The following is a 23,617-nucleotide window of genomic DNA, read 5'->3' as shown; positions in this document are numbered from 1 at the left end:
CAATTGCCTTTGGGTGACCGCCCAGCATGGAACAGGAGCGCACGGCCAAGACCTAGGCGATGACTTCCAACTGCTCTTTCGAAAGATCCCCCGGCACAATCGTAATGGGCACCGGCAATGTGCCCGCCGATTTCGTCAAGGCCGTTACCAATGGCCCGGGGCCCTTTTTGTCGGCAGCTGCGCCCAGCACCAAAACGCCGATCTCCGGATCTTCGCGAACCTGGGCCAGGATTTCTTCGACCGGTTCGCCTTCGCGGATCACCAGATGGGGTTCCAGCTTGTGCTTATCGCGCATCCATTTCGCAAAGACCTCAAAGTGAGCGACGATCCGCTCTCGCGCTTCTTCGCGCATGATATCGCCGACACCGATCCAATGGTTGAATTCATCGGGGGGGGATCACCGACAGAACCTCCACCCCGCCGCTGGTATGTTCAGCCCGCAGCGATGCAAACCGCATTGCGTTCAGGCATTCGCGGCTGTCGTCCAAAACCACGAGAAACTTGCGCATGACGTCTTCCTCTCCGAGAGCGGCGTCCACCATGGCGCCTGGAACGGCGTCTGTCCATGGGCAAGCCCCTGCGTCGGGGATGAACCGATGGTCAAAGTCGCACCAGGGTGCACAGGGCCAGAGCACCCAACCGGGTGCCGAGGACGACTGCCAGGTGCAGCACCGTCGCCCAGAGGATCAGCAGCGCGCCAATGGCCGCCTCCGTCAGGCGGAGGGTTGCCCGAAAGGCGCGGGCCTTTCCCAACACGGCCAGGCTGCGGCTGGTGCGGGGACCCGCGGCCTCAGCCAAGCGCGCCAGGCGCGCGGCGTCCTCGGGGCTGTCCACATGGCGCGCCAGGCGCAGGGCTTCGGCGGTGGACGTGGCGCGGCGAACCCGGTCCATATCCGCTGCAAACCGACCCAAGCGGGCCACATGGGACAGGTCCGTCACCGTATCCAGAGCGGCGCGACCGGACAGGTACGCCGGGACAGCGGTCCACCGGACCGGCACGCGCAGCAGGCCCTTTGCGGCGGGCGTCAGGGTGCCCATGCGGTTTGCCATGCGGGTCAGGCCAGCCCCCGCTTTGACAGCGGTGGAACTGCCGCCACTGGCAACCACCGCCACCGTCGCACCCAGGCCGATCAGGGCAAGCGAGACGTCCAGGTGATCGACCTCGTCACCGGCCGCCCAGGCGACGGCTCCCCGGCGAAGGGCGTTGATATCCCCCAACGGTGATAGCTCGAACGGAGCCGCACAGGCGGCCAGATGGGTGAGCGAAGGGCAGGTCGCCACATCCACCATACAGCGTCCGCATGACAAGGCCTGGGGCAGCAGGGATTGGTGCCGCGCCAACAGCGCCTCGGCGGCCTCCGTGTCCAGGCTGTGCCCCAGGTCTTCCCGAAGGGACAGGAGCATCGCAACCCGGTCGGGATCGTCGGACGCGATGGCCCGATCCAACTCCGACGCTATCCAGGCTGGGCTGGCCTGACGCGCGATGCGCCGCTCCAGCGTTTGGGACAGATCCTCTGCTGTGCGCTCCACGAACGGTTGGGCAAGCGGGTTGGTCGTCAGCAGCCAGATCACGCCAGCCCCGGTCGCAAGCGTGGGGGCAAGTGTTGCGCAGACCCGCAGGGCACCGCGCAGCGCGCCTCGCTTCAGTCCGAGGAGAGCGCCCAGTCCCAATACATCTCTCGCACGCGCCGGGTGACAGGCCCCACTTGGTAGGACCGATCATCGAAGGCGGTAACGGGGGTGACCTTGGTCAGATTGCCGGACAGGAACACCTCATCGGCATCGCGAAAATCATCGAAGGTTAGCACGGTCTCATGGACGGGTGTGCTGTCGCCGCTGAGATTTGCGATATGTCGGGCCCGTGTGATCCCCGACAGAAAGGTCCCGTTGGCGATTGGGGTGAAGACCTCTCCGTCTTTGACCATAAAGACGTTTGACGTGGCGCTTTCGGCGACATTGCCCATGGCGTCCGCAACCAATGCATTGCCAAAGCCCTTTCGCTGCGCTTCTGCCAGCATCCGCGCGTTATTGGGATAAAGGCAGCCCGCCTTGGCGTCACAGACGTTGTCTTCCAAAACCGGGCGGCGAAAGCGCGTCGTGGTCAGGGTCGTGGTCTTGTCCGGGGCAAACATCGGTACTTCTTCGAGACAGATGGCAAACCCCGTGTCTTCGCCAGAGGGGACCAGCCCCAACTCGCTGCCGTGAATGCCCCAATACATTGGGCGAATGTAGATCGCGGCGTCTGGGGCGAAGCCCTCCAACCCTTCGTGGATCAGCGCGACCATGGCGTCGGCAGTCATTGTCGGGGTTAGCATCAGCGCCTCAGCCGAGCGGTTCACGCGGGCGCAGTGCTTGTCCAGGTCTGGGGTGACCCCTTCGAAGCGGCGGGCGCCGTCAAACACGCTGGAGCCTTGCCACATGCCATGATCGGCGGCGCGCATCACGGCGACATCCCCGTCGTGCCACGTTCCGTCGAACCAAGTGCGAATGGTCGTGCCGAATGCCATGGGGTCCCTTCCTTCGCTCTGGCCCTGACCGTAGCACCACTGCGCCATAGGTCCAGCCACCCCTTGCCCCGAAGCGGTTGGCGACCCAATCTAGCGGAATGACACCGTTTCGCCCCTTAGACGATGCTGCCCGGACCGAGGCGCGAGGCTTGCTGGCGGGTGCTATGTCCGCATCACTCGGTACCCTGCGCGATGGCGCGCCCATGGTCACGCGCACAGGCTGTCTGTGGATGCCCGGGCGGGGTCTTTGCATGCTGATCTCCGACCTGTCGGACCACGCGCGGGCTTTGGCGGCTGACCCAAGATGTTCGGCTTTGGTCGGGGAGCCAGCCGAACGGGGGGATCCGTTGACACATCCGCGCCTCACGTTGCTGGGGCGGACTGCCGCCCTGGACAAAGAGGCCGAGCGCAGCGCCTATCTGGCCGCCCGGCCGAAGGCGACGCTCTACTACGATTTCACGGATTTCCGGCTGCTGTTGATCGACGCGGACGAGGCGCTTTTGAACGGCGGCTTTGGCAAGGCCTATCGCCTCGGGGCCAACGATCTCCGGGCGCTGTGACCTTGGTTGCCATCGTTCTCGGGGCCGCCGTGCGTCCTGACGGAGAGGCGTCGCCCACCCTCCGGCTGCGGGTGGAGCATGCGGTCGCCTTGTATCACCGTGGCGCGGTCGCGGCTGTTTGTGTGACAGGGGGCGTCGGGCGCCACGGCCCCGCCGAGGCGGAGGTGGCGGCCCGTCTCGCCATGTCGCTGGGTGTGCCGGAGCGCGATGTGATCCTTGAAGATCGCTCCCGCACGACCGTGGAAAATATCGCCTTCGCCCGGCCATTGATCGGCGTGCATCAGGTGGTCCTTGTCTCCAATCGCTGGCACCTGCCTCGGGCTTGGGTTGTGGCACGGATCTTGGGTGTGCGGGCCAGCGTGTCGGGCCCGCGCGGGCGCATGTCCACGTCCCGGACGATCGCGGCGACCCTCAGAGAGGTCGCCGCCCTGCCATCAACGGTTTGGCGTGCGTGGATTCTGTCAAAGCGGAGCGCCCCCAAACCAGAGCCGCGCGCCCGCTGATCTGCTCAGGTCGGCGCGTCGCAGCGGGCCGTGACGAAGACCTTGCCTTTGACCGCCTCCGGCCAGGTCAGACGCACCGATTGGCGGTCGTTGTTCACCTGGGGCACGCCGTAGGGCATATGCCAGACCGTGGCGCCGCCCCCGTTGGTCACGCGCCCCTCAGGCATCACCGCCTGGATCACGCGCGCCTCGCCCCCAAACGGCAGGAAATCCGTCAGGTCGACCTCCCAATTGGTGGCCGCCGATCCCCTGACGATGGGCACCGTAATCGGGTTCTGGAACTGCTTGGCCACCGCATGGAACGTGTTCGAATGCACGTTCACATCGTTGAAGCGCGCCCGATCCAAGGTGGCGAAGGTCGTATCGATCAGATCCACGCGGTTCAGGGCCTGGCCTTTGATCGTCTTGAAGTTGTTCCCGGTAATCGTGACGCCGTTGATGTAGTGTCCAGCGCCATAAGGCTTGATATGGATCGGGGCGTAAGAGCTGGGCACATTCGACGAGAAGATGATGTTTCCCACGATCTGTAGGCCGCCAAATGACAACTCGGCGCTGAAATCTGGGTTCGGATCGAACTCGTTCGTCCATTCCAGATAGCAGTTGTCCACATAGTTGGACATGAACACCGTCTTTGCCTGTGCCTCGGCAAAAACGATCCCAGCCGACCGCTGTCCAAGGGTCTCGTTGTCCCCCTGGAAGAAGTGGTTGCCCGTGATGATATGCCCCGACCCGCCGATCACACCGAAATGCCGGAACTTATTGGCCCGGTTGTTCCGGATCTTGGTGTCGTTCTTATTGACGTTGAAGGCGATGGTTTCCCGGTCCTGCACGCGCAGCGTGTTCTCAGTCGACAAGAACTGACAGCGGTCGATCAGCATCCCCTGGCAGCCGGTGGCATGGCTTGTGATGGCGCGGTTCTTGGGACCGGTGAAGAAGCAGTCCTTGAAGTGGAAGATCAGGCCATTGGCTGGCAACAGCACGCCCGATGATTGCCCCGCCATCAAGAACTCAATGTCCTGCAGAGTGAATCGTTGCAGATTGGAAAAGCCGCTGAAATCCAAGGCGTACTTGAACCGACGGAACGTATAGGTCTGCGTGTTCGGCGCCCCATAGAGCGGGTTTGACAGAACGACGTAGTTGTTCGCCACATTGACCGAGGTCACATAGACCTCGCGCCCGACGCCCGTTCCGGCAGTGACCAGCGCGCCAACGGGGATATTGGCGATGTTTTGGACATTTGTCAGGCGGCGCGGCTCAGTCGAGTCGTAGCTGGCCGAGGCACTTACGACCGTCGTTTCGAAGGCGGGACCGCCGTTGATATCAATCTGGCCGTTCCGGATCTTGCGCTGATTGGCGTAGGTGTCCTTGTCGAACACGGCCGCCTGCACGTCCAGCGGCTCGGTCAGCTGGATCCGGCGTCCCATCATGTCCAGCGTGTCATGGTCGGTAAAGTTGAACAGCGCCTGGATGGCGTTGCGCAACCCTTCCTCTTCGTCGCCAAAGGCGTCGATGTAGCTGTTGAGTTCAAAGTTCTGGACTAGGCTCAACCGCTTGGATGCCGGGATTGTAACCGTTCCCTCAAAGCGGACACGTTCATCAAAGGTCACATGGTCGGTCAGCCGATATGTGCCTTTGCTGACCAGCACCTCGCGCCCGTTGGCCGCGGCATCTGCGGCCAGGAAGGCGGCGGTGTCATCGGCGACCCCATCCCCCACAGCGCCATAGTCTCGCACATCCACCCAATCCATCAACGTCCGCAGGTAGGCGCCGGTCACGTCCTCTATGGTGATGTCGTCGACACGGACGACACCTCCGTTCGGTCCCGTCAGATCGATGCCGATATGGGCATTTGCGACACGGTTGTCCCACCCCATGTCGACGCCGCCACGGGTGCCGGTTCCGATGATCGCAGTCACCGTTTCCACGCGGCCATAGGCGGCGAGTTGGGTGTCCGGCCCAAACTGCGCGAGGCCCGAGATGCCGCTGCCATTGGACGCAATCGGATAGGCCCCGATCCGTACCGCAGGAAAGTTCCCAGACACCGCTTTGACCCGTGCCGTGACCCGCAGATAGCACCCGGTCAGGATTGGCGTTCGCCCCATGGAGCGCAGCTTTTGCGTGCCCTCGGTTTTCAGCAGTTCCAAGCAGGAGGCGAAGTCCTGGTCTGCGGGCACGATCACCGCGTTTCCGGCGGTCGCATAGGTATCGGATCCAGGCAGCCCATCTTGGCTGGACCAGGCCGCGAGGCCGTCCTCGAACAGCGGCGGGTTAAAGACCAATCCGTCGGTGATCGCCTTGTTCATGTGTTGGGTCCCTCGGCAGGCCGCATACGAAAAAGACCGCCTCAGCGGCCTGTGGCCGAGGCGGTCTCAAATCTGTGAGTGATGGCGCGTCGGTGCCGCGTCGATGGGAGCAGTCTTCCGCTCGAACGCTTAAGGAAGCGTTAACGGCACCCGCCTGCGGGCGGTCTCAGATGTGTGGGAACGGACCAGTCGGTCCCAGCACCGACTATTCGGGGTCGGACCCGTCCGGTGCTGACGTCCTGCGCCCCGCGAACTCTGCGAGCGCTGTCTGGATTTGGTCGGCTCCCGCCTTGGCTTGATGCACAGATGCGACCGCTGCCTCAACATCCCGAAACGCCCGTGCCGCGCGATTGGCGGCCTCCCGCGACGCCCTTTGCGCCATCTCTAGGCTCCGGGTGCGATCTCCATCGTTCGGAAGATGGGGCCGCGCAGATGTCCGGTTGCGGCGGGGTGTCAACGCGTCGTCCGCCGGATCGTTTTGACCACTCACATGCTTTCTGACGTCCATGGTGCCGGTCCCCTTGCCAAGGCGCGTGTGTCGAACCGAGATCGGGACCTTTCGACAAAACAGGCGATGGACGGCAGAGCAGGCAGCCCGAACTGGCCTCGTGGCACGACTCGCTCTCCGTACCCGATGTCTCAGGCTACCAGGGCCGACTTCTTCAACAAGGGTCCGAAGAATTTCCTACCGCAAGCCGTATGACATCGGCTGAGCACATCCACAGGTTGGGAATCAGGCGCCAACGTCGGGTGCGGTCACCACTTGAACGCCGCCGATTTTCCAACCGTCCGCCGTCTCGAGCATCAGATAAGCAAGACGGTGCAACCGTCCACTGGCGTCGGTAATCAGGATATCCTGCATCCATCCGCGCTCCGTCTGCCGCGCGGACAGGTATTCCACCGTGTCGGGGCGCCAGACCATCGGGTAGCCTTGTTGCACCATCCGCCCAAAGGTTTCAGGCGTGCGAAACATCGATTGGATGCCCGGCGCCGCAAACCCAAAGGCCGTCTCCATGTCATCGGCCAAAAAGGCCTCGATCTGCCCTTCGATGACCCCCGCGAAGGCGTCTTGTTGGGCCACTGCGGCGATGGGAGCGAACGCAAAGAAGACGGCGGCGCAAAGCTGTTTCATGGGCTTTCCCTTCAACGGTTGATCGTCTGAGGGTAGCCTTGCGCCGCAGGAGATCAATCGGAGGGGGCGGGGCCTATCAGCGCACCTGACAAGGCCAAGTCGATCAGATCCGCGGTCTCGGCGACACCATAGAGCGCGATGAAACTGCCAAAGCGTGGTCCCTGATCGGCGCCCAGAAGCACCTGATACAGCGCCTTGAACCAATCGCGCATCGGATCGAAACGCTCCCGGCCCACGTCATAGACCAGACTCTGGAGCGCCTCGTCTGTCGTCGCGCCGTCCCAGGTGCGCAGCCCGTCGCGCAATTCCTGCAGTGCGTCGCGTTCCAACTCGGTCGGGGCGCGATAGACCTTCGTGGGCTTCACAAAGTCATTGTAGTACCGCACGGCCCCCTCGGCGGCGCGGTCCATCTGCGGGTTCGTCTCGGGCGAGGCTTCGGGGGCGTATTGCCGGATGTAGCCCCAAAGCGCGTCCTTGTGCTCCGCACCCGCAACCGACGCCAAGTTCAACAGCATCGAAAAAGGCACGACCATATCACTGGCCGGGGGCTGACCCCGGTGGATGTGAAAGACCGGGTTGTTGGCCTGCTTGGCCGGATCTTGATCGGGGAAGGCTCGCAATTGCTGATGGTATTCGTCGACCGCCTTGGGGATCACGTCGAAATGCATCCGCTTCGCCGTTCGGGGCTTTTGATACATGAAATACGACAGTGACTCGGTCGCCGCGTAGGTCAGCCATTCGTCGATGCTGATCCCATTGCCCGAGGTCTTTGAGATCTTGTGCCCCTCAGCATCCAGGAACAGCTCATAGACATAGTTTTCAGGCGCTTGCCCGCCGAGCGCCCGGCAGATCCCGCCATAAACGCCGGTATTGGCGGCATGGTCTTTGCCGTAGATTTCGAAATCGACGCCAAGCGCAGCCCAGCGGGCACCGAAGTCCGGCTTCCACTGGAACTTCACATTGCCGCCCGTAACAGGCACCGTCCATTCGCGACCGTCTTCGTCGTCAAAGGTGACCGTCCCCTCTTCAGCACTGACGTGCTTCATCGGGACATACAGAACGCGCCCCGTTTCCGGGTGAATGGGCAGGAAGATCGAATAGGTCTGACGACGTTCCTCACGGAGCGTCTTTAGCATGATCGCCATCAGCTCCTCGTACCGCTCCGCCGCGCGCAGCAGTGTCTCGTCGAATTGACCGGAGCCGTAGAACTCGGTCGCCGAGATGAACTCATATTCAAACCCGAAGGTGTCCAGGAACGTCCGCAGGCGCGCGTTGTTGTGGTGCCCAAAACTGTCGTGGGTGCCAAAAGGATCTGGCACGCGAGTCAGGGGCTTTTGCAGATGCGGGGCCAGGGCCTCTGGGTTTGGCACATTCCCAGGCACCTTCCGCATCCCGTCCATGTCGTCCGAAAAGCAGATCAGCCGCGTGGGAATGTCCGAGATCACCTCAAAGGCCCGGCGGATCATCGTGGTCCGCGCCACCTCGCCAAAGGTCCCGATGTGCGGCAGCCCCGAAGGGCCATAGCCCGTCTCGAACAAAGCGTGGTCCTTCCCGGCCTTTTCGATCCGTTTGAGCAGTCGGCGGGCCTCTTCGAAAGGCCAGGCCTTCGATGTCATGGCGGCGTCGCGCAGGGTGCTCATGGGATGATCCTTCTGGGATGTGACGGAAACCGGCCTCCCCTATTGCGGCAGCGCTGCGGCGTCAATAAATCACATGCAATAAGGAGAATACCCATGCCCGATACCGCCTTTTCCGCCCAGGACGCACTGGTCGCGTTGATGATCACGGTGTCGGCCTCGGACGCCACCATCCGCACGTCGGAGCTTTTGACGATCCAAGCCATCGTCAATCATTTGCCGATTTTCGCTGGATTCGATGAGGATCGCATGGAGCAGATCGCCCAGACCGTCTTTGACCTGTTGGAGGAAGAAGACGGCCTTGATGCGATTTTTGGCTTGGTACGCGGCGCCTTGCCCGCCACCCACCATGAAACCGCCTATGCCTTGGCCTGCGATGTTGCCGCCGCCGATGGCAACGTCCTCCAGACGGAGCTGCAATTGCTTCGGGAGCTTCGCTACGAGTTGGAGATTGATCCCCTCCACGCCGCTGCCATTGAACGGGGCGCGCGGGCCCGACACCTGCCGCTTTAAGGCGGTGGCAGCTGCCTCTGCAGGGTCTTGACGGAACCCGCTGACCTCCTGGTCAATGCGGAAGCGTCACAAGGGCCACGATGCCCTACGTTTACGGCTGCCGCGTTGACCCCCTGGTTGAGGGCACCGGCACGCCGTCCGTGCTCTCGTCGGGCATGTCGATCGTAGGCAGGATGTCGACGAACGTCGGCAGGCTTAGCGCAGGGGCGCTGGTGGCGATAAGGGCTGCAACCGCACAGGCCGCAACGCTTCTGAATGCAGAATTCTTGGACATTTACGCGCTCCGTAACAGATTTCACCGGACCCGCATTCTCTCGGGTCAAAAGGTACATCGGACGTAAGGCCCTTCCGCAAAATAGAGGCCTTCGCCGAAGGGGTCTGCATTTCCGCAGTGCTGATCCATGCTAGGGGAGCGATATGAACACTTGGTCCGATATCGCCGTCTTCCTAGCCGTCATGCGCCAGGGCTCCGCCGCTGCTGCTGCGCGGACGCTGGGGACAAACCAAACCACCGTCAGTCGCCGCATTGAACGGCTGGAACGCAGCCTGGGCCTCAAGCTGTTCGACGCAGGCCCCCGTGGGGCGCAACCGACGCCTCCGGCCCACCGGCTACTGCCCGATGCCGAAGCAGTCGAAGCCGCCGCCCAGGCCCTGCGGAACACAGCCGACGGTTTGACGCGCCGCCTCTCGGGTAAGATCCACGTGACCGCCCATCCGACCGCCGTGCGCTATGCCGCCGGTCTGCTGCATCGGTTCGAGCGGCTGCATCCCGAGGCCCATGTCACCGTCGACGCAGAAACCCGCACCATGTCTCTCGAAGATGGCGAAGCCGACGTCGCCGTCCGGCCCGGCGCGCGCCTGGTGGGGGACACGCTCGTTGCGCGGAAACTCTTTGACCACCCCTGGGGGTTCTACGGGTCGGAGGCCTATCTGGCCCGCCATGGTACGCCCAGCAGCTTTGCTGAAATGGCCCAACACAGGCTTGTCGCGCTCTCCGGTGACTTGGGCCTGGTGGAGCCGATGGCCATGGCGCGGGACCGCTTGCCGCCGGTGCGAGAGGTGTCCGAGACCGAGACGCTCTATGGCGTGATTGGTCTGGTGCGCGCGGGGGAGGGATTGGGTTTCCTGCCACGAGCGGAAGGCGACACCGAGGTGGGCCTGACCTACTGCTTCTCCGAGCCGGACCTGATCCAGACTCACTGGTTGGTCACCACGCAAACGGGCCATGCCGACCCGCTGATCCGCGCGTTCTTCCGGTTTTGTGCCGAGGAGGTTCCACGCCTGTTGGCGGAATTGCCCCGGGAATGGCGCGCCTGACCCATGCGACGGCGACCCCCGCCCCAACCGGGGCGGACGTCAGGTTGCGGCAGGGATCGTCAGCGCACCATGCCGACGATCTCATAGGTCCGCTCCAGGATCGGAACGGTGATCTCCCGCGCTCGTTCGGCGCCTCGGGCCAGCATCCGGTCGATTTCGGCGGGATCCGTCATCAGGCGGGACATCTCGGTTGAGATCGGTGCCAGCTTTGCGACCGCCAGATCCGCCAAGTCTTGCTTGAAGTAGCCCAGCTGTCCGCCCGCCTTCTCGTCCAGCACGGCTTGCGGCGCCACATCGGCCAAGGCCGCGTAGATATTCACCAGGTTGCGCACGTCGGGACGGGCCTCCAGGGCGTCGACGGATTCGGGCAACGGCTCCGGGTCGGTCTTGGCCTTGCGCACCTTCTTGGCGATTGCGTCGGCGTCGTCGGTCAGGTTGATGCGGCTGGCATCCACGGGATCGGACTTGGACATCTTCTTGGTCCCGTCCCGCAGGCTCATGACACGGGTGGCGGCGCCTCGGATCACGGGTTCGGTGATCGGAAAGAACTCAACGCCGAAGTCGTGGTTGAACTTGGTCGCGATGTCCCGCGTCAATTCCAGGTGCTGCTTCTGGTCGTCGCCCACGGGCACATGGGTCGTGTGATAGACAAGGATATCCGCCGCCATCAGGGCCGGGTAGGCGAACAGACCCAAGGACGCCGCCTCGGCATTCTTGCCCGCCTTGTCTTTCCACTGGGTCATACGCCCCATCCATCCCATGCGGGCCACACAGTTGAAAATCCACGCCAATTGCGCGTGCTCGGGCACTTGGCTTTGGTTGATGAGGATGGATCGCTCCGGGTCGATCCCCGCCGCCAGATAGCCCGCGCAGAGTTCGCGGGTGTTGCGGCGCAGCGCCTCCGGGTCCTGCCAGACGGTGATCGCGTGCAGGTCGACCATGCAATAAATCGTCTCGAAATCGCCCGCGTCCTGCATCTGAACGAAGTTCTTCATGGCGCCCAGATAGTTGCCCAGCGTCAAACCACCCGACGGCTGGATCCCCGAGAAAACGCGCGGCGTAAAGGATGTGTCGGTCATGGTCGATCTCCGGTCTCGGCTCTGGCCCTTGGGCCGGGCATCGCTTAGCCACCGGGGACAGTACCGTCAACAAAGGCCCGCGCCATGGACCCCCGTCAGCAAAGCCCGTTCAACGCCCTGCCGCCCGTGGTCGTCGCCATGGCGGTTCTGATCGCGGGCATCGAGTTGATGTTTCAACTGGGCGAAGCGGGCCTGATCGGCGGGCGAGAGGCGGTGGGCTGGCGGCTGACCGCGATCCGCGATTGGGCTGTGATCGATCCGGTGTTCCACTGGATGATCGACACACGCCAGGCGCCCTTGGGCGAGGTCGCGCGCCTGCTCACCTATCCGCTGCTCCACAGTGGTTTTACCCACGCGGCCTTTGTGGCGGTCTTTATTCTGGCCCTGGGGAACGTCACCGCGCCCATGTATCCGACCTGGCGCCTGCCGGTGATTTTCATGGCCGCGTCCCTGGCGGGGGCGGTTGCATTTCTTGTGCTGTTTTCGGCTGAGCGGCCTCTGTTTGGCGGCTACCCCGGCGCCTACGGCTTCATTGGGGTGTTCACATATCTCACGTTGCGGGGCCTGACGCCGGCCGATCCGCAGCGGGCGTTTCTGTTGATCGGGTTCCTGTTGGCCTTGCAGCCGATCTTTGGGCTGGCCTCTGGGGCAGGGTTCACCTGGCTGCCCGATTGGGTCGCCGACATCGCCGGGTTCGGGGCGGGCTACGGTCTGGCGATCCTCTTGTTTCCCGGCGGTTGGGAGGAGTTGCGTGGCCGCCTGCGGCAACGCTAACCGCGCCGTAGTGCGCCCCTGAGCTCCGCCAGGCGCACCGCCCCGAAGGCCTGTGCCAACCCAGCGTAGGCCAGCATCCCGACCGTGACCAACAGCAGCAGGGCCAGGCCGCGCCAGGCACTGCCAAACATCGGGCCGAGCACGATCATCGCGCCCCAGATGACAACGCCCATGGCGAGCGAGGCCGCGACGATCCGCCAGGCGCGCGATCGTGCGCGGGCGTCGAGGGTCGCCTCTGGCCCCATGGCGCGCGCACCCCGCCAGAGCAGCCAGACCATGGCCCAGGCGGCCAGCGTCGTGCCCAGTGCCGCCGCTGGGAAACCGATCAGCGGTGCCAAGCCAATCGCCACGCCCGCGTTCACGATCAGCGACACAACCGCGTAGCGCAGGGGGCGACGCGTGTCCTCCCGGGCGAAAAACAGAGGTTGGAGAACCTTTTGCAGGACGAATGCCGGCAAACCGAGAGCATAGATCATCAGAGCCACGGCTGTGGCCGAGGTGTCATCCGCCGTAAACGCGCCCCGCTCGAACAGGACGGACACCAGCGCCGTGGGCACCACCAACAGCGCCACGGCAGAGGGTATCGTGAGCAGCAACGAAAACTCCGCCGCGCGGGAATAGGCCGCCCGTTGGCCCTCGGTGTCGCCTGCGCGCACGCGGCGGGACAGGTCGGGCAGCAGAACGACGCCGATGGCGATCCCGACGATCCCGAGGGGCAGTTGATAGAGGCGATCCGCGTAGGTCAGCCAGGCGATGGCTCCGGCTTCGGTTTGGCTGGCCACTTGGCGGCCCACCAAAAGGTTGATCTGTACCACGCCGCCGGACAGAGCAGCGGGCGCGGCGATCACCAGCAGGCGTTTGAGATCCGGCGTCATGCGCGGCCAGCGTCGTGGCAACAACCGATGCCCCGCCCGGGCCGCCGCCCACCAGACCAGCCCCAGTTGCAGCGCACCGCCGACAGGGACCGTCCAGATCAAGGCCTGGCCATAGATCAGTTCGGGGACGGGGGTGGCCATGGGGATGAGCCCAGGGAAGGCCCAAGTCGCCGTCATCGCAGCGATAAACGCCACGTTGAGAAGCGCCGGCGCGGCTGCGGCGGCCAGGAAACGGCGGTTGGAATTGAGAACGCCTGAGATCAAAGCCGCAAGCGAAATCAAAAGGATATACGGAAAGGCAATCCGTCCGTAGGTGACCGCGATGTCAAAGCGAACGTCCCCTACAAAGCCCGAGGCCATGGCCAGGACGAGGGCGGGCATAAAGACGATGCCCAGCACGGAAAACAGCGTCAGGATCAGGACCATACCCGCCACGGCGTCTCGGGCGAAAGCATCGGCGTCCTCGCCCTCGGCCTCCAGCTTTTTGGCGTAGAGCGGGACGAACGCCATGTTGAACGCGCCTTCGGCAAAGAAGCGGCGGAACATGTTCGGGAGGGAAAATGCGACGAAAAAAGCCTCGGCCACGGCGGAGGTGCCGAGGAACCGCGCAATCAAAATGTCGCGTGCAAAGCCCAGGATGCGGGACAGAAGCGTCCAGGATCCGACGGTGAGAAAGCCTTTGATCATAACCGCGTGCCTAGAGGGTTTCGCCCGTCGGAACCATGGGGTGATGGCGGTCGGATCTAGGGGTGATCCCGGTCATACCCAAATTTTGCACCATTTGGCGTCATATCTCGACCTGTTGTGCGCAAGATTGTTGCGTCTACGACCTATGGCGGAGACCTACAGGGTCGCGATTGCGCCCGAATGAGAGGATTTGCCATTGACCCGGCGCGACCGCTTCGGTTCAACCCAGGGCGATGGTTCTCGGACGCCCAAGGCCGATGAGATGAAAAGGGAACACGGTGAGGAAGAGCCCAGAGGCGCCGAGCCCGTGACTGCCCCCGCAACTGTGAGCGGAGAGCGACCCCGACGACACCACTGGACGCGCGCGTCCGGGAAGGGTCGGGCGAGCGATGACCCGTAAGTCAGGAGACCTGCCATCACCGGTGCGGACAGACCCCGCGCCGTTCCTTTCACACGATTCGGGCGGGGCGCCTGGTCAGGAGCAAATGATGGCACAGCGGAACTCTCCGCGACGGCATGGTTTTATCTGGTCGCCCCCTTCGGGAGGCGGAGGGCCGGATGACCCATCGAATTACGATTTGCACCTCATGTCGGCACAAGGGCAACACCTGCCGCCCCGGCTATGAGCTGATCTCGCGCCTGCGGGCGGCGATTGCTGATGCGGGCGATGCGATAGCCGAAGACTTCGAGGTGTCTGGCGTGGCTTGCATGGCGGGCTGCGACCGGCCCTGCACGGTCGCCTATCACGGAAGCCGAAAGGCGACCTATCTGTTTGGGGATATCGACCCGGAGGTGGATATCGCCGATTTGGTGGCGTTTGCGCGCCAATACGCCGTCTTGGGGGATGGCTGGTGTTCCTCTGTAGATCGGCCCGGCAAGCTGCGGACGGCGACCTTGGCCCGGGTGCCTGCCGCGATCATGGCCATCGAGGACAGCGGGGTCCGGGCCTCGTGACCGCCGCGCATTTGTCCGTCACTGACCTGTCCTGGGCCCCCCGTCGCGGCGGGGACACTTTGCTGCAACCGTTGAGCTTCGATCTGGCACCCGGGCGTGTCTTGGGCATCGTGGGGCCGAACGGGGCGGGCAAGACCACGCTGCTGCGGCTGCTCTATCGTTTTCACCGCCCGGTGACCGGGACCGTCGCGGTGGACGGGGTGGACCTGTGGTCTTTGTCGGCCAAAGCGGCCGCGCAGCGGATTGCTGTCGTCTTGCAGGAACAGCCCAGCGATTTCGCGTTGACGGTGCGGGACATCGTGGCGCTGGGTCGGACACCCCATCGGCAAGGCTTTGGCGGTGGCGCTGGCGCCCGCGACGCGGAGGTGATCGAAGGCGCCTTGGACCGGCTAGACCTTCATACGTTGGCGGGCCGGACCCTCGGCAGCTTGTCGGGTGGGGAGCGGCAGCGCGTTTTGGTGGCACGCGCCTTGGCCCAAGAGCCGCGCCTGTTGATCCTGGATGAGCCGACCAATCACCTGGATATCCGCCACCAGTTGGAAATCCTGGACCTGATCCGCAGCCTGCCGCTGACCATCGTGACGTCGCTGCATGATCTGAACCTTACGGCGGGGGCCTGTGACGAGGTTCTGCTGCTGCGGCGGGGGCAGATGGTGGCCTATGGCGCCCCGTCCCATGTGCTGTCTGAGGACGCCGTCTCTGAGACCTTCCGCGTGCTGGCCAGGCGGGAACGCCTGATGCCCAGCCACGCCGATCACCTGACCTTTCACCTTTCGGACCAAAGGACCTGATCCATGAAACGACCTATGATCCTGGGCGCTGCCCTGTCGCTGACGGCGAGCGCCGTGTTCGCCGACACGACCGTTCAAAGCTGCGACCGGACGGTGACCTTCGATGCGCCGCCCGAGCGCGCGATCTCCAATGATGTGAACCTGACCGAGATGATGCTGGTTCTGGGGCTGGCCGACCGCATGGTGGGCTACACCGGTATCTCAGGCTGGAAGACCCTGGACGCCGAGATGACCGCGGGCGTTGAGGCTCTGCCGGAACTGTCTGAGAAATACCCGTCGAAAGAGGTCCTGGTCGGCGCGGACGCGGATTTCTTCTTTGCCGGGTGGAACTATGGCATGAAAGTCGGTGGAGAGGTCACGCCCGAGACCTTGGCCCCCTTTGGGATCGACGTCTACGAGCTGACCGAGTCCTGCGCCCACATCATGGACAAGGACAAGGCCAGCATCGAAGAAATGTATGCTGACCTGCTGAACCTGGGCCGGATCTTTGACGTGGAGGACCGGGCCGAGGGGTTGGTCGATGGCTATCGCGCGGAGCTTGAGGCCTTTTCCGGCGGGCTAGACCTTGGCGAGCCCCTGCGCGTCTTTGTCTATGACAGCGGTGAGGACACGCCCTTTACCGCTGGTCGCTATGCCATGCCCACGGCGCTGATCGAAGCGGCGGGGGGTGTGAACATTATGGACGATTTCGAGAAAAGCTGGGCCACGGTGACTTGGGAAGAGGTCGTGGAGCGTAACCCCGAGGTGGTCGTCATCGTGAACTACGGCGACGTGACCGCTGAACAGAAGCGGGCGTTCATGGTGTCGAACCCGGCCTTTGCGGATCTGGATGCGATCAAGAATGACCGCTTCGTGACCCTGGAATACGTTGAGGCGACGCCGGGCCCACGGAACATCCAGGCGATCAAGACGCTGGCAGATGCCTTCTGGGGGCAATGACAGCGTGAGGGCGGTCGCGCCAGACCGCCCTAGGGTCCCGGCCCGTCTTGGGGGCCGGGGTCTGTGGTGCATGGCGGGTCTGCTGCTGGTCGCTTCGCTGTCGCTGGCGATTTCTGTGGGCGCCGTGCAGGTTCCGCTGTCGACGGTTTGGGGCGTGTTCCTCAACAAGCTAGTCCCCGACTTGATCGAACAGACCTGGTCCCAGGGCCGCGCCGCCATCGTCTGGGAGATCCGGTTTCCCCGGGCGCTTTTGGCGATGATGGTGGGCGCTGGGCTGGCCCTGGTGGGCGCCAGCCTGCAAGCGGTGACCCGCAACCCCTTGGCGGACCCGCATCTGCTGGGCATTTCGTCGGGTGGGGCCTTTGGCGCGATCCTGGCCCTGTTGCACACGGGGTTGTTTCTGGGGCTGCTGACGGTGCCGGTGCTGGCATTTCTCGGGGCCTTGGCGGCGACGCTGATCGTGCTGGGCGTGTCGCGCCTGGCCGATGCGACCAGCGCCGACCGCCTGGTGCTGGCCGGGGTGGCGGTGTCCTTCATCATCATGGCCGGCGCGAACGTTCTGATTTTTCTTGGGGATCCAAGGGCGACCCACACGGTCGTGTTTTGGATGTTGGGCGGCCTTGGCCTGGCGCAATGGGGACAGCTGATTTACCCGCTGGTGATCTTGCTTGTCTGTGGGGCGTGGCTCCTGTCGCGCGCGGGCGCGTTGAACGCGATGACCGTGGGCGATGAGACGGCCTCGACCCTTGGGATCGCCGTCGCGCGCTTTCGCCTGACGGTATTTGTCGTCGGCGCCATGATCACCGGCGTCATGGTCGCCTTTTCCGGGATCATCGGTTTCGTGGGCCTGATGGTGCCCCACGTGGTCCGGTTGTTGGTGGGCGGCGATTACCGTCGCGTCTTGCCTGGGTCTGCGATCATTGGCGCGATCTTTCTCCTCTGGGCCGATATGGCCGCCCGCACCGTGATGGCCCCCGAGGATATTCCCATCGGGATCGTCACAGGTCTGATTGGAGGCGTGTTCTTCGTCTGGCTGCTGGGGCGTCGGTCGGCGTGAAGCCCGATCCGTGCGCTGTCACGTGCGTTGCGGCAGGGAGGGCAGAGGGGGCGCTGCCCCCGCCCTGACGGGCCCCCCGGCGATACTTAGGGAACATCGAAGGCGGGGCTTGGAGGAGCCGCGGGCTGCGGTGCCCTATCGCGCGGTTTGATCGGACGGCTGTTTGGCTGGGTGGGTTCTACGTGGTTTACCAAAGTTTGCCGAGGAGCCTTGGGAGACGCGTGACGCTCGCTCAAGTGACGACCCTAAGGGTCCGTTAGGGATGTCTGACGGGGGCGGATGGATGGCTGGGTTTACCGAGACAATATCGGCTGCGCTGTCGGGCGCTTGCCGCGGCATGGTTCGGGACAGACTTTTGTTGCGTGACGAGCCTCTTTGGTGGGGTCGTCTGGCGTCTGCGAAACGGCGAGACATGGTGGAGCGCTTCTGCACCGATGGCGGGCGGCACCGCTGCAATTCTGTCGGTGGACCTCGGGAGCGTAGGAACGGGCCTTCGCCCATCTGCACGGCGTGGGATGGCCCGATGTGAAAGTGGTCTCCGGGGACGGCACCTCTGTGCACATGAGAGAGGGCGGTGGGCGCAAGGGAGGCATGATGCGACGTTGCCTGGGCCGGGCGCACAGGGGCTAGGGAGCAAGGCAGCCCTGACCTGTGACGCGCCTGGACTGGTGTTGTCCATCGCTGTGGTGTGAGCAGACCTCCGCGCTGTAGCCCGCCCTGAATCTGGAGGATGTTGTCCGCGATTTCTGCGCGCCGTTGCCTGTATGTGCGACGGAGCCTAATCGACAAAGGCGTGGCGCGAGCGGATCGAGGCTGCCCTTGGCGAGGCCTGGGTACCGCCGAACAGGAGGCATCGGCCCCGCGCGTACGGTGCGAGCGCTTACCAGCGGCGGTGGCTGGCCGAACACCGCCGGGGCCGCCTCAGAGAAACCGGCGCTCTGGCACGGCGATACGAAGAGACCGCTGAACCCTGTTCCGAAAATCTGCGACTCGCCGCATCACCTGACTGGTTGTCGAACCGCCCCTAGGCCCCGGCCCGCTCGGCGGCCCGCTCCACCGCTGCACGCAGTTTCTTGTCCAACGCGTCCTGCTTGGATTTCGACCAGAGTTTCAGGCCGAATAGGTCTTTGACGTAGAAGCTATCCACGACCTGGGCGCCATAGGTCGCGATGACCGCTTGGTTGATGTAGATGTTCGAGGCCGCGAGGGCTTGGGTCAGATCGTAGAGCAGCCCCGGGCGATCGCGCGTATCGACTTCGATGATCGTGTAGATATCCGACCCTTCGTTGTCGAAACTGATGTTCGTGGGGACCGAGAACTTGCGCTCGCGCTTCTTGATTTCGCGGCCTTCCAGGGCCTGGCGGGTGGCGACCTCGCCACGGAGGATCTTTTCGATCATGCCGCGCAGGCGGGGCAGGCGCGACGGCTCATAGGGGTGGCCCTCGCCATCTTGCAGCCAGAAGGCCGAGACCGCGAAGCCGTCCTTGGAGGTATAGCTGCGCCCGTCGATGATATTGGCCCCGACCAGCGCCAGGGCCCCGGAGAGCCGGGAAAAGACGCCCGGGTGATCCTGGCAGGCCATCAGGACGCGGGTCGCGTCGCGGTCTTCGTCGGCCTCAAGCTCCACCCGGACTTCGCCGTCTTCCAGCCCCTTGAGCAGATGGGCGAAGCGAACCTGGGCCGCCGTTGGGACGCCTTGCCAGTAGGGGCCGCTGTGGCGCCCGATTTCGGTCCGCAACTCTCCCTCGGTCCAGCCGGTCATGGCCTCGCGGAACAGCTTTTTGGCGCGGGCCTCGCGGGTTTCGCGGTTGACGTCTTCGAGCCCATTCTCCAGCGCGGCAGCGGTGGCCCGGTGGAGCGCGCGCAGCATCTGCGCCTTCCAGTTGTTCCACACGCCGGGGCCGACGCCACGGATGTCGCAGACAGTCAGGACGGTCAGAAGGTCCAGCCGGTCGCGGGTTTTCACGGCCTTGGCGAAGTCGCGGATGGTGCGGGGGTCGGCGATGTCGCGCTTCTGCGCCATGTCGGACATGAGCAGATGGTGGCGCACCAGCCATTCCACGGTTTCTACCTCGGAGGTCTTGAGACCCAAGCGCGGCGCCACGGTCCGGGCAATGCGCGCGCCAAGAACGGAGTGATCTTCGGGACGGCCTTTGCCGATGTCGTGGACCAGAAGGGCCACGTAGAGGACACGGCGGTTGACGCCCTTTTCCAAAATTTCGGAGCAGAGCGGTAGGCTTTCCTCAAGCTCTTTCCGTTCGATCTGGGCCAGGTTGGAGATCACTTGGATCGTATGTTCGTCCACCGTGTAGGAGTGATACATATTGAATTGCATCATCGCGACGATGGGTGCGAATTCGGGGATGAACGCCGAGAGGATCTCTAACTCGTTCATGCGGCGCAGGACCCGTTCGGGGTTGCCGTGTTTCAGAAGCAGCGACAGGAACAGGCGTGCGGCCTCGGGCCGTTCGCGTAGATCGCGGTCGATCAGGTGCCGATTGGCCGAAATCAGGCGCATGGCATGGGGGTGCAGCAGCAGGCCGGTGCGCAGCGCCTCCTCGAAGATGCGCAGCATGTTGAGCGGGTCGCCCAGGAAGGCGGCCTCATCGGCGATATCCAGGCGGCCCTGGCGTTCCTCGTAGGGCTCCTTGACCCGGCGGCGACGCTTGAAGAAGCCGAGCAGGCCCGGTTCTTGCTTGGTGTTGTCGGCCTCCAGCGCGGTCAGCAAGATGCGCGTCAATTCCCCCACCTTGGTCGCGTGGCGGAAGTAGGCCTGCATGAAGTGTTCCACCGCGCGTCGGCCCGCGTGGTCGGAGTAGCCCATGCGCGCGGCCACCTCGACCTGCATGTCGAAGGTGAGCATGTCGGAGGCACGTCGCGCGATCAGGTGCAGGTGGCAGCGCACGCACCACAGAAACCGCTCGGCGGCCTCGAAATTCGCAAATTCCTCGGCGGTAAAGACGCCGAGGGCGACCAGATCCGCCGCCTCAGCCACGCCATAGCGATATTTGGCGATCCAGTAGAGGGTTTGGAGGTCGCGGAGGCCGCCTTTGGCCTCTTTGACGTTGGGTTCCAATAGGTAGCGTTGGCCACCTTGTTTGCGGTGGCGTTCCGACCGCTCCTCCAGCTTTGCCTCGATAAAGTCGGAGACGGTGCGGCTGAAGAGCGTGTCCCGCAGGGTGGTTTGGAGCTCCTCTGCCAAGCGGTCGTCGCCACAGATCTGGCGCTGCTCCAGCAGGGAGGTGCGGATGGTGTAGTCTTCTGCGCCCAGGCGGAGGCAGTCCTTTACGGTGCGGGTGGAATGGCCGACCTTCAGCTTCAGGTCCCACAGGATGTAGAGCATCGATTCCACGATGCTTTCGACCAGGGGCGTGACTTTCCACGGACTCAGGAACAACAGGTCCACATCGGAGGACGGCGCCATTTCACCGCGCCCGTAGCCGCCCACGCCCAGAACCGCGAACCGTTCCCCGTCGGTCGGGTTGGGGCAGGGGTGCAGGTGCTGCGTGGCCACGACCCAGGTGCATTGCACCAGGCGGTCCGTGAGGTGGGCGTAGCTCCGGGTGACCCGGCGGGCGCGGGTGGGGTCCAGGGCGAACGTCTGCGCGATCATGGCGCGACCCGCTGTCTGGGCTGCCCGCAGAACCTCGACCGTGTTGCGTCGCACGGTCATCGCATCTCCGCCCTCCGCCATGACGGTTTGCAGGGCGGCCATGACGACGGCATCGTCGAAGATGTCCCCCGGCGCCGCAATCAGCGCATCCGGGGGAGCCGTTGGAAAGAGCGTTTCGGGCTGTGCCGCGCTCAGGTCCTCAGGACCCGGCGCCAAATCGGTTCGGGGCAGGGCTGACCACCTGTACTGAACGGTTGACGATCTGGGCAACGGCCAAGCCACGTTGGATCGTGCCGTCCCCACGCAGGCGGAATACCCCGCCCGTCCCAGCAAAGCCAGACCCGTTGGTCAACGACCGCCGACCAACCGTGTCCCCCCGGCGCGTGATGGCACCGATGGCCGCCATCCCGTCATAGGCCAAGCCCGCCAGTGGGTGGGGGGTGCTGCTGTAGGCGCTTTGATAGCGGGCGCGGAATTGGTTGAGGGGGCCAGGGTCCGGCAAGGTGAAATAGCCGCCTTGCAGACCGGGCAGTTGCAGCGCCTCGGCGGGGATGTCCCACCGTGTCAATCCAAGATAGCGGAAGTCTTCCCCGCCGATTCCTTGTTCGGACAAGAGTTGGGCCATCACGGGCAAGTCGCCAGCGGTGTTGCCCGTCAGGAACACCGCGTTGGAGCTGGTGGAGCGGGCCTGGGCCGCGATTTGGGGAACGGCGGCGGTGATTCCCGCCTGGCTTAGTTCATAGGCGACGTTGCCCGTGATCTGGGCGCCGGTGCCCTGGGCCGCTTTGCCGATGGCCTGGGCCGCCAATTGGCCCGTCGCTTGATTGTTGTGTGTCACGAGCACGCGGTTGCGCCCCTGGGCGGCCGCGAAGCGCAGCAGCCGCGCGGCGGTGTTCTCGAAAGTGTTGCCCAGAACCCAAACATTGCCGCCCGCGATGGAGGTGTTGTTGGAAAAGCTAAGGATCGGCACCTGGGATTGCGCCGCTGCAATGCCCGCGGCGGCTGCGTTATCGGCGTAGAGCGGGCCGAGGATGACCTGCGCGCCCGCAGCGATCGCTTGCTGCGCGGCGCTCTGGGCCCCAGCCGCCGTGCCCTGGGTGGGATAGACCGTGATGGTGACAGTGTCCGATCCGAGGTCGGCCGCGGCAAGCCGCGCGGCGTTTTCTAGGCTGCGGGCGACCGTGCCGTCGGTGGCGCGCGCCGATCCGAGGGGTACGAGCAGGGCGACTTTGGTCGGGCCCTCGCCCCGGACCCCGGCGCCCCCAACGGTTGTGCTTTGCCCAGGCGCCGAGACTTGGCAGGCGGCGAGAACAGCGCTGGCCGCAAACAGGCCGATGGCCTTGCGCGCACGGCGGATGAATGAGACGCAAGAGCGGGCGGCGGTTGCGAGTGCCATGGCGACGGTATTCCCCTGATGGTCGGCGCGCGGTGAGCTGCGCATGGTGCTGCGAACCTAGAGCGGGGGTAACCCGGAGTAAACGCCGGATGGATGGGAGACGTCGAATGGCAGAGACTGGCGCGGCCACAGGCGATCGGATTGAGCCGGGGCTGCATCTGGTGTCCGTTCCCATCGGGGCGGCGCGGGATATCACCTTGCGGGCGCTCGACGTGTTGCGGGGTGCCGATGTCTTGGCCGCAGAGGACACGCGGTCCCTCCGGCGGTTGATGGCCATCCATGGGGTGGACCTGGGGGGGCGGCCTTTGCTGCCCTACCATGATCACAACGGCCCGGCGGTGCGTCCCCGCCTGCTGGCGGCGCTTCGGGAGGGGCAATCGGTGGCCTATGCCTCGGAAGCGGGAACACCGTTGATTGCGGATCCCGGGTTCGCGCTGGGTGTGGCGGCCCAGGCAGAGGGACTGCCTGTTCGAGCGGCACCGGGGGCAAGCGCGGTTCTCGCGGCGCTGTGCGTCGCGGGCCTGTCGACGGATCGATTTTTGTTTGCGGGGTTTCTGCCGCCCAAATCGGGCGCGCGTCGGACGGCGTTAAAGGAAGTGGCCGAGGTCCCGGCAACACTGGTCTTCTACGAGTCGCCACGGCGTTTGGGAGCCATGTTGAGCGATGCGTCAGAGGTGCTCGGGCCGCGTGATGCCGCCGTCTGTCGAGAGCTGACCAAGCGGTACGAAGACGTCGTGCGCGGCCCCTTGGATGTCTTGGCTGAGCGTTACGCTGACGAAGATCCCAAGGGCGAAATCGTTGTGGTGATCGACCGGGGCGCGCCCGCCGCGCTGTCAGAGGAGGATTTGATGGATCTTCTCGCCGTCGAGATGGAGACAGTTTCGTTAAAAACTGCGGTAAAAGGTGTTTCGGAAAAGTATGGGGTTGGGCGTAACACTGTGTATGAGGCGGCGCTCAAGGTGAAGCGGCGCTAAGGTTTC

Annotated in this window: 19 protein-coding genes, 1 pseudogene and 1 riboswitch; of the genes and pseudogenes, 10 read left to right on the top strand and 10 right to left on the bottom strand. The window is 64.3% G+C overall.

All coding sequences use genetic code 11. The features are described 5' to 3' along the window. Positions 1-52 precede the first annotated feature (52 nt). The 3 genes and pseudogenes from K5R33_RS08455 to K5R33_RS08445 all read right to left on the bottom strand — a co-directional run bounded on the left by K5R33_RS08455 (position 53) and on the right by K5R33_RS08445 (position 2,507). Positions 53-509, bottom strand: a pseudogene (locus K5R33_RS08455) (universal stress protein). 91 nt (positions 510-600) lie between these two features. Beyond that, the gene (locus K5R33_RS08450) at positions 601-1,671 is read right to left on the bottom strand and encodes a hypothetical protein (protein WP_220748599.1); all 1,071 of its coding nucleotides are present in this window, start codon (positions 1,669-1,671) and stop codon (positions 601-603) included. Further along, positions 1,644-2,507: a branched-chain amino acid aminotransferase gene (locus K5R33_RS08445; protein WP_220748598.1), complete on the bottom strand. Its 864-nt coding sequence runs from the start codon at positions 2,505-2,507 to the stop codon at positions 1,644-1,646. The genes K5R33_RS08450 and K5R33_RS08445 overlap by 28 nt, the downstream gene beginning before the upstream one ends. Positions 2,508-2,605: 98 nt before the next feature. Between K5R33_RS08445 and K5R33_RS08440 the strand changes: the two genes are divergently transcribed. Together K5R33_RS08440 and K5R33_RS08435 are read left to right on the top strand one after the other, a co-directional pair. Beyond that, positions 2,606-3,067 (top strand): pyridoxamine 5'-phosphate oxidase family protein, encoded by a 462-nt coding sequence (locus tag K5R33_RS08440; RefSeq protein ID WP_220748597.1) that lies wholly within the window; start codon positions 2,606-2,608, stop codon positions 3,065-3,067. A 2-nt stretch (positions 3,068-3,069) separates the two neighbouring features. After that, positions 3,070-3,570 (top strand): YdcF family protein, encoded by a 501-nt coding sequence (locus tag K5R33_RS08435; RefSeq protein WP_220748596.1) that lies wholly within the window; start codon positions 3,070-3,072, stop codon positions 3,568-3,570. Positions 3,571-3,575: 5 nt separating this feature from the next. On the opposite strand, the gene K5R33_RS08430 is transcribed toward K5R33_RS08435, so the two are convergent. From K5R33_RS08430 to K5R33_RS08420, 3 genes are all read right to left on the bottom strand, one after another. Beyond that, positions 3,576-5,873 (bottom strand): glycosyl hydrolase family 28-related protein, encoded by a 2,298-nt coding sequence (locus K5R33_RS08430; RefSeq protein ID WP_220748595.1) that lies wholly within the window; start codon positions 5,871-5,873, stop codon positions 3,576-3,578. Between the two features lie 733 nt (positions 5,874-6,606). Next, the gene (locus tag K5R33_RS08425) at positions 6,607-7,005 is read right to left on the bottom strand and encodes a DUF4864 domain-containing protein (RefSeq protein ID WP_220748594.1); all 399 of its coding nucleotides are present in this window, start codon (positions 7,003-7,005) and stop codon (positions 6,607-6,609) included. A gap of 53 nt (positions 7,006-7,058) precedes the next feature. Then, the gene (locus K5R33_RS08420; protein ID WP_220748593.1) at positions 7,059-8,645 is read right to left on the bottom strand and encodes a lysine--tRNA ligase; all 1,587 of its coding nucleotides are present in this window, start codon (positions 8,643-8,645) and stop codon (positions 7,059-7,061) included. A gap of 93 nt (positions 8,646-8,738) precedes the next feature. Here K5R33_RS08420 and K5R33_RS08415 point away from each other — a divergent pair, with 93 nt between their 5' ends. Then, a complete protein-coding gene (locus K5R33_RS08415; RefSeq protein WP_220748592.1) occupies positions 8,739-9,155 on the top strand; it encodes a tellurite resistance TerB family protein in 417 nt (138 codons plus the stop codon). A 417-nt stretch (positions 9,156-9,572) separates the two neighbouring features. Continuing rightward, positions 9,573-10,472 (top strand): LysR family transcriptional regulator, encoded by a 900-nt coding sequence (locus tag K5R33_RS08410; RefSeq protein WP_220748591.1) that lies wholly within the window; start codon positions 9,573-9,575, stop codon positions 10,470-10,472. Positions 10,473-10,531: 59 nt separating this feature from the next. Here the strand turns inward: K5R33_RS08410 and trpS are convergent, their stop codons facing one another. Then, a complete protein-coding gene (gene trpS, locus K5R33_RS08405; RefSeq protein ID WP_220748590.1) occupies positions 10,532-11,551 on the bottom strand; it encodes a tryptophan--tRNA ligase in 1,020 nt (339 codons plus the stop codon). Between the two features lie 84 nt (positions 11,552-11,635). On the opposite strand from trpS, the gene K5R33_RS08400 reads away from it, so the two are divergent. Next, on the top strand, positions 11,636-12,325 hold the full coding sequence (locus tag K5R33_RS08400) for a rhomboid family intramembrane serine protease (RefSeq protein ID WP_220748589.1): 690 nt from the start codon (positions 11,636-11,638) through the stop codon (positions 12,323-12,325). Here the strand turns inward: K5R33_RS08400 and murJ are convergent. Continuing rightward, on the bottom strand, positions 12,322-13,887 hold the full coding sequence (murJ, locus tag K5R33_RS08395) for a murein biosynthesis integral membrane protein MurJ (RefSeq protein ID WP_220748588.1): 1,566 nt from the start codon (positions 13,885-13,887) through the stop codon (positions 12,322-12,324). The two genes, K5R33_RS08400 and murJ, sit on opposite strands and share 4 nt — an antisense overlap. A gap of 217 nt (positions 13,888-14,104) precedes the next feature. Further along, a riboswitch (cobalamin riboswitch) is annotated at positions 14,105-14,319 on the top strand. 126 nt (positions 14,320-14,445) lie between these two features. On the opposite strand from murJ, the gene K5R33_RS08390 reads away from it, so the two are divergent. The 4 genes from K5R33_RS08390 (at position 14,446) to K5R33_RS08375 (ending at position 17,628) form a co-directional block, all read left to right on the top strand. After that, positions 14,446-14,841: a DUF1636 family protein gene (locus K5R33_RS08390; RefSeq protein WP_220748587.1), complete on the top strand. Its 396-nt coding sequence runs from the start codon at positions 14,446-14,448 to the stop codon at positions 14,839-14,841. Continuing rightward, positions 14,838-15,632: an ABC transporter ATP-binding protein gene (locus tag K5R33_RS08385; protein WP_220748586.1), complete on the top strand. Its 795-nt coding sequence runs from the start codon at positions 14,838-14,840 to the stop codon at positions 15,630-15,632. Before K5R33_RS08390 ends, K5R33_RS08385 begins: the two co-directional genes overlap by 4 nt. Positions 15,633-15,635: 3 nt before the next feature. Continuing rightward, positions 15,636-16,571, top strand: a complete 936-nt coding sequence (locus K5R33_RS08380) for an ABC transporter substrate-binding protein (RefSeq protein ID WP_220748585.1) — start codon at positions 15,636-15,638, stop codon at positions 16,569-16,571. Positions 16,572-16,641: 70 nt separating this feature from the next. Then, the gene (locus tag K5R33_RS08375; RefSeq protein WP_255576252.1) at positions 16,642-17,628 is read left to right on the top strand and encodes a FecCD family ABC transporter permease; all 987 of its coding nucleotides are present in this window, start codon (positions 16,642-16,644) and stop codon (positions 17,626-17,628) included. 1,024 nt (positions 17,629-18,652) lie between these two features. Here K5R33_RS08375 and K5R33_RS08370 read toward each other — a convergent pair. Beyond that, positions 18,653-21,436 carry a [protein-PII] uridylyltransferase gene (locus K5R33_RS08370; RefSeq protein WP_373314161.1) on the bottom strand — a complete coding sequence of 928 codons (2,784 nt, stop codon included), beginning with the start codon at positions 21,434-21,436 and terminating at the stop codon, positions 18,653-18,655. 4 nt (positions 21,437-21,440) lie between these two features. Next, complete coding sequence (locus K5R33_RS08365) at positions 21,441-22,637, bottom strand: penicillin-binding protein activator (RefSeq protein ID WP_220748583.1); 1,197 nt, start codon at positions 22,635-22,637, stop codon at positions 21,441-21,443. Between the two features lie 107 nt (positions 22,638-22,744). Here K5R33_RS08365 and rsmI point away from each other — a divergent pair, with 107 nt between their 5' ends. Further along, a complete protein-coding gene (gene rsmI, locus K5R33_RS08360; protein ID WP_255576249.1) occupies positions 22,745-23,611 on the top strand; it encodes a 16S rRNA (cytidine(1402)-2'-O)-methyltransferase in 867 nt (288 codons plus the stop codon). The last annotated feature ends 6 nt before the right edge of the window (positions 23,612-23,617 follow it).

Source organism: Jannaschia pagri (assembly GCF_019655435.1).
GTDB classification, from domain to species: Bacteria; Pseudomonadota; Alphaproteobacteria; order Rhodobacterales; family Rhodobacteraceae; genus Jannaschia; species Jannaschia pagri.
Note: the sequence above shows the minus strand (reverse complement) of the source record. Positions and strands in the feature narration are given on the sequence as shown.

Coding starts and splice junctions, on each gene's coding strand:
- K5R33_RS08445 (WP_220748598.1), bottom strand. CDS start 2,507: ATGGCATTCGGCACGACCATTCGCACTTGGTTCGACGGAACGTGGCAC.
- K5R33_RS08440 (WP_220748597.1), top strand. CDS start 2,606: ATGACACCGTTTCGCCCCTTAGACGATGCTGCCCGGACCGAGGCGCGA.
- K5R33_RS08430 (WP_220748595.1), bottom strand. CDS start 5,873: ATGAACAAGGCGATCACCGACGGATTGGTCTTTAACCCGCCGCTGTTC.
- K5R33_RS08425 (WP_220748594.1), bottom strand. CDS start 7,005: ATGAAACAGCTTTGCGCCGCCGTCTTCTTTGCGTTCGCTCCCATCGCC.
- K5R33_RS08420 (WP_220748593.1), bottom strand. CDS start 8,645: ATGAGCACCCTGCGCGACGCCGCCATGACATCGAAGGCCTGGCCTTTC.
- K5R33_RS08415 (WP_220748592.1), top strand. CDS start 8,739: ATGCCCGATACCGCCTTTTCCGCCCAGGACGCACTGGTCGCGTTGATG.
- K5R33_RS08410 (WP_220748591.1), top strand. CDS start 9,573: ATGAACACTTGGTCCGATATCGCCGTCTTCCTAGCCGTCATGCGCCAG.
- trpS (WP_220748590.1), bottom strand. CDS start 11,551: ATGACCGACACATCCTTTACGCCGCGCGTTTTCTCGGGGATCCAGCCG.
- K5R33_RS08400 (WP_220748589.1), top strand. CDS start 11,636: ATGGACCCCCGTCAGCAAAGCCCGTTCAACGCCCTGCCGCCCGTGGTC.
- murJ (WP_220748588.1), bottom strand. CDS start 13,887: ATGATCAAAGGCTTTCTCACCGTCGGATCCTGGACGCTTCTGTCCCGC.
- K5R33_RS08390 (WP_220748587.1), top strand. CDS start 14,446: ATGACCCATCGAATTACGATTTGCACCTCATGTCGGCACAAGGGCAAC.
- K5R33_RS08380 (WP_220748585.1), top strand. CDS start 15,636: ATGAAACGACCTATGATCCTGGGCGCTGCCCTGTCGCTGACGGCGAGC.
- K5R33_RS08375 (WP_255576252.1), top strand. CDS start 16,642: ATGGCGGGTCTGCTGCTGGTCGCTTCGCTGTCGCTGGCGATTTCTGTG.
- K5R33_RS08365 (WP_220748583.1), bottom strand. CDS start 22,637: ATGGCACTCGCAACCGCCGCCCGCTCTTGCGTCTCATTCATCCGCCGT.
- rsmI (WP_255576249.1), top strand. CDS start 22,745: ATGGCAGAGACTGGCGCGGCCACAGGCGATCGGATTGAGCCGGGGCTG.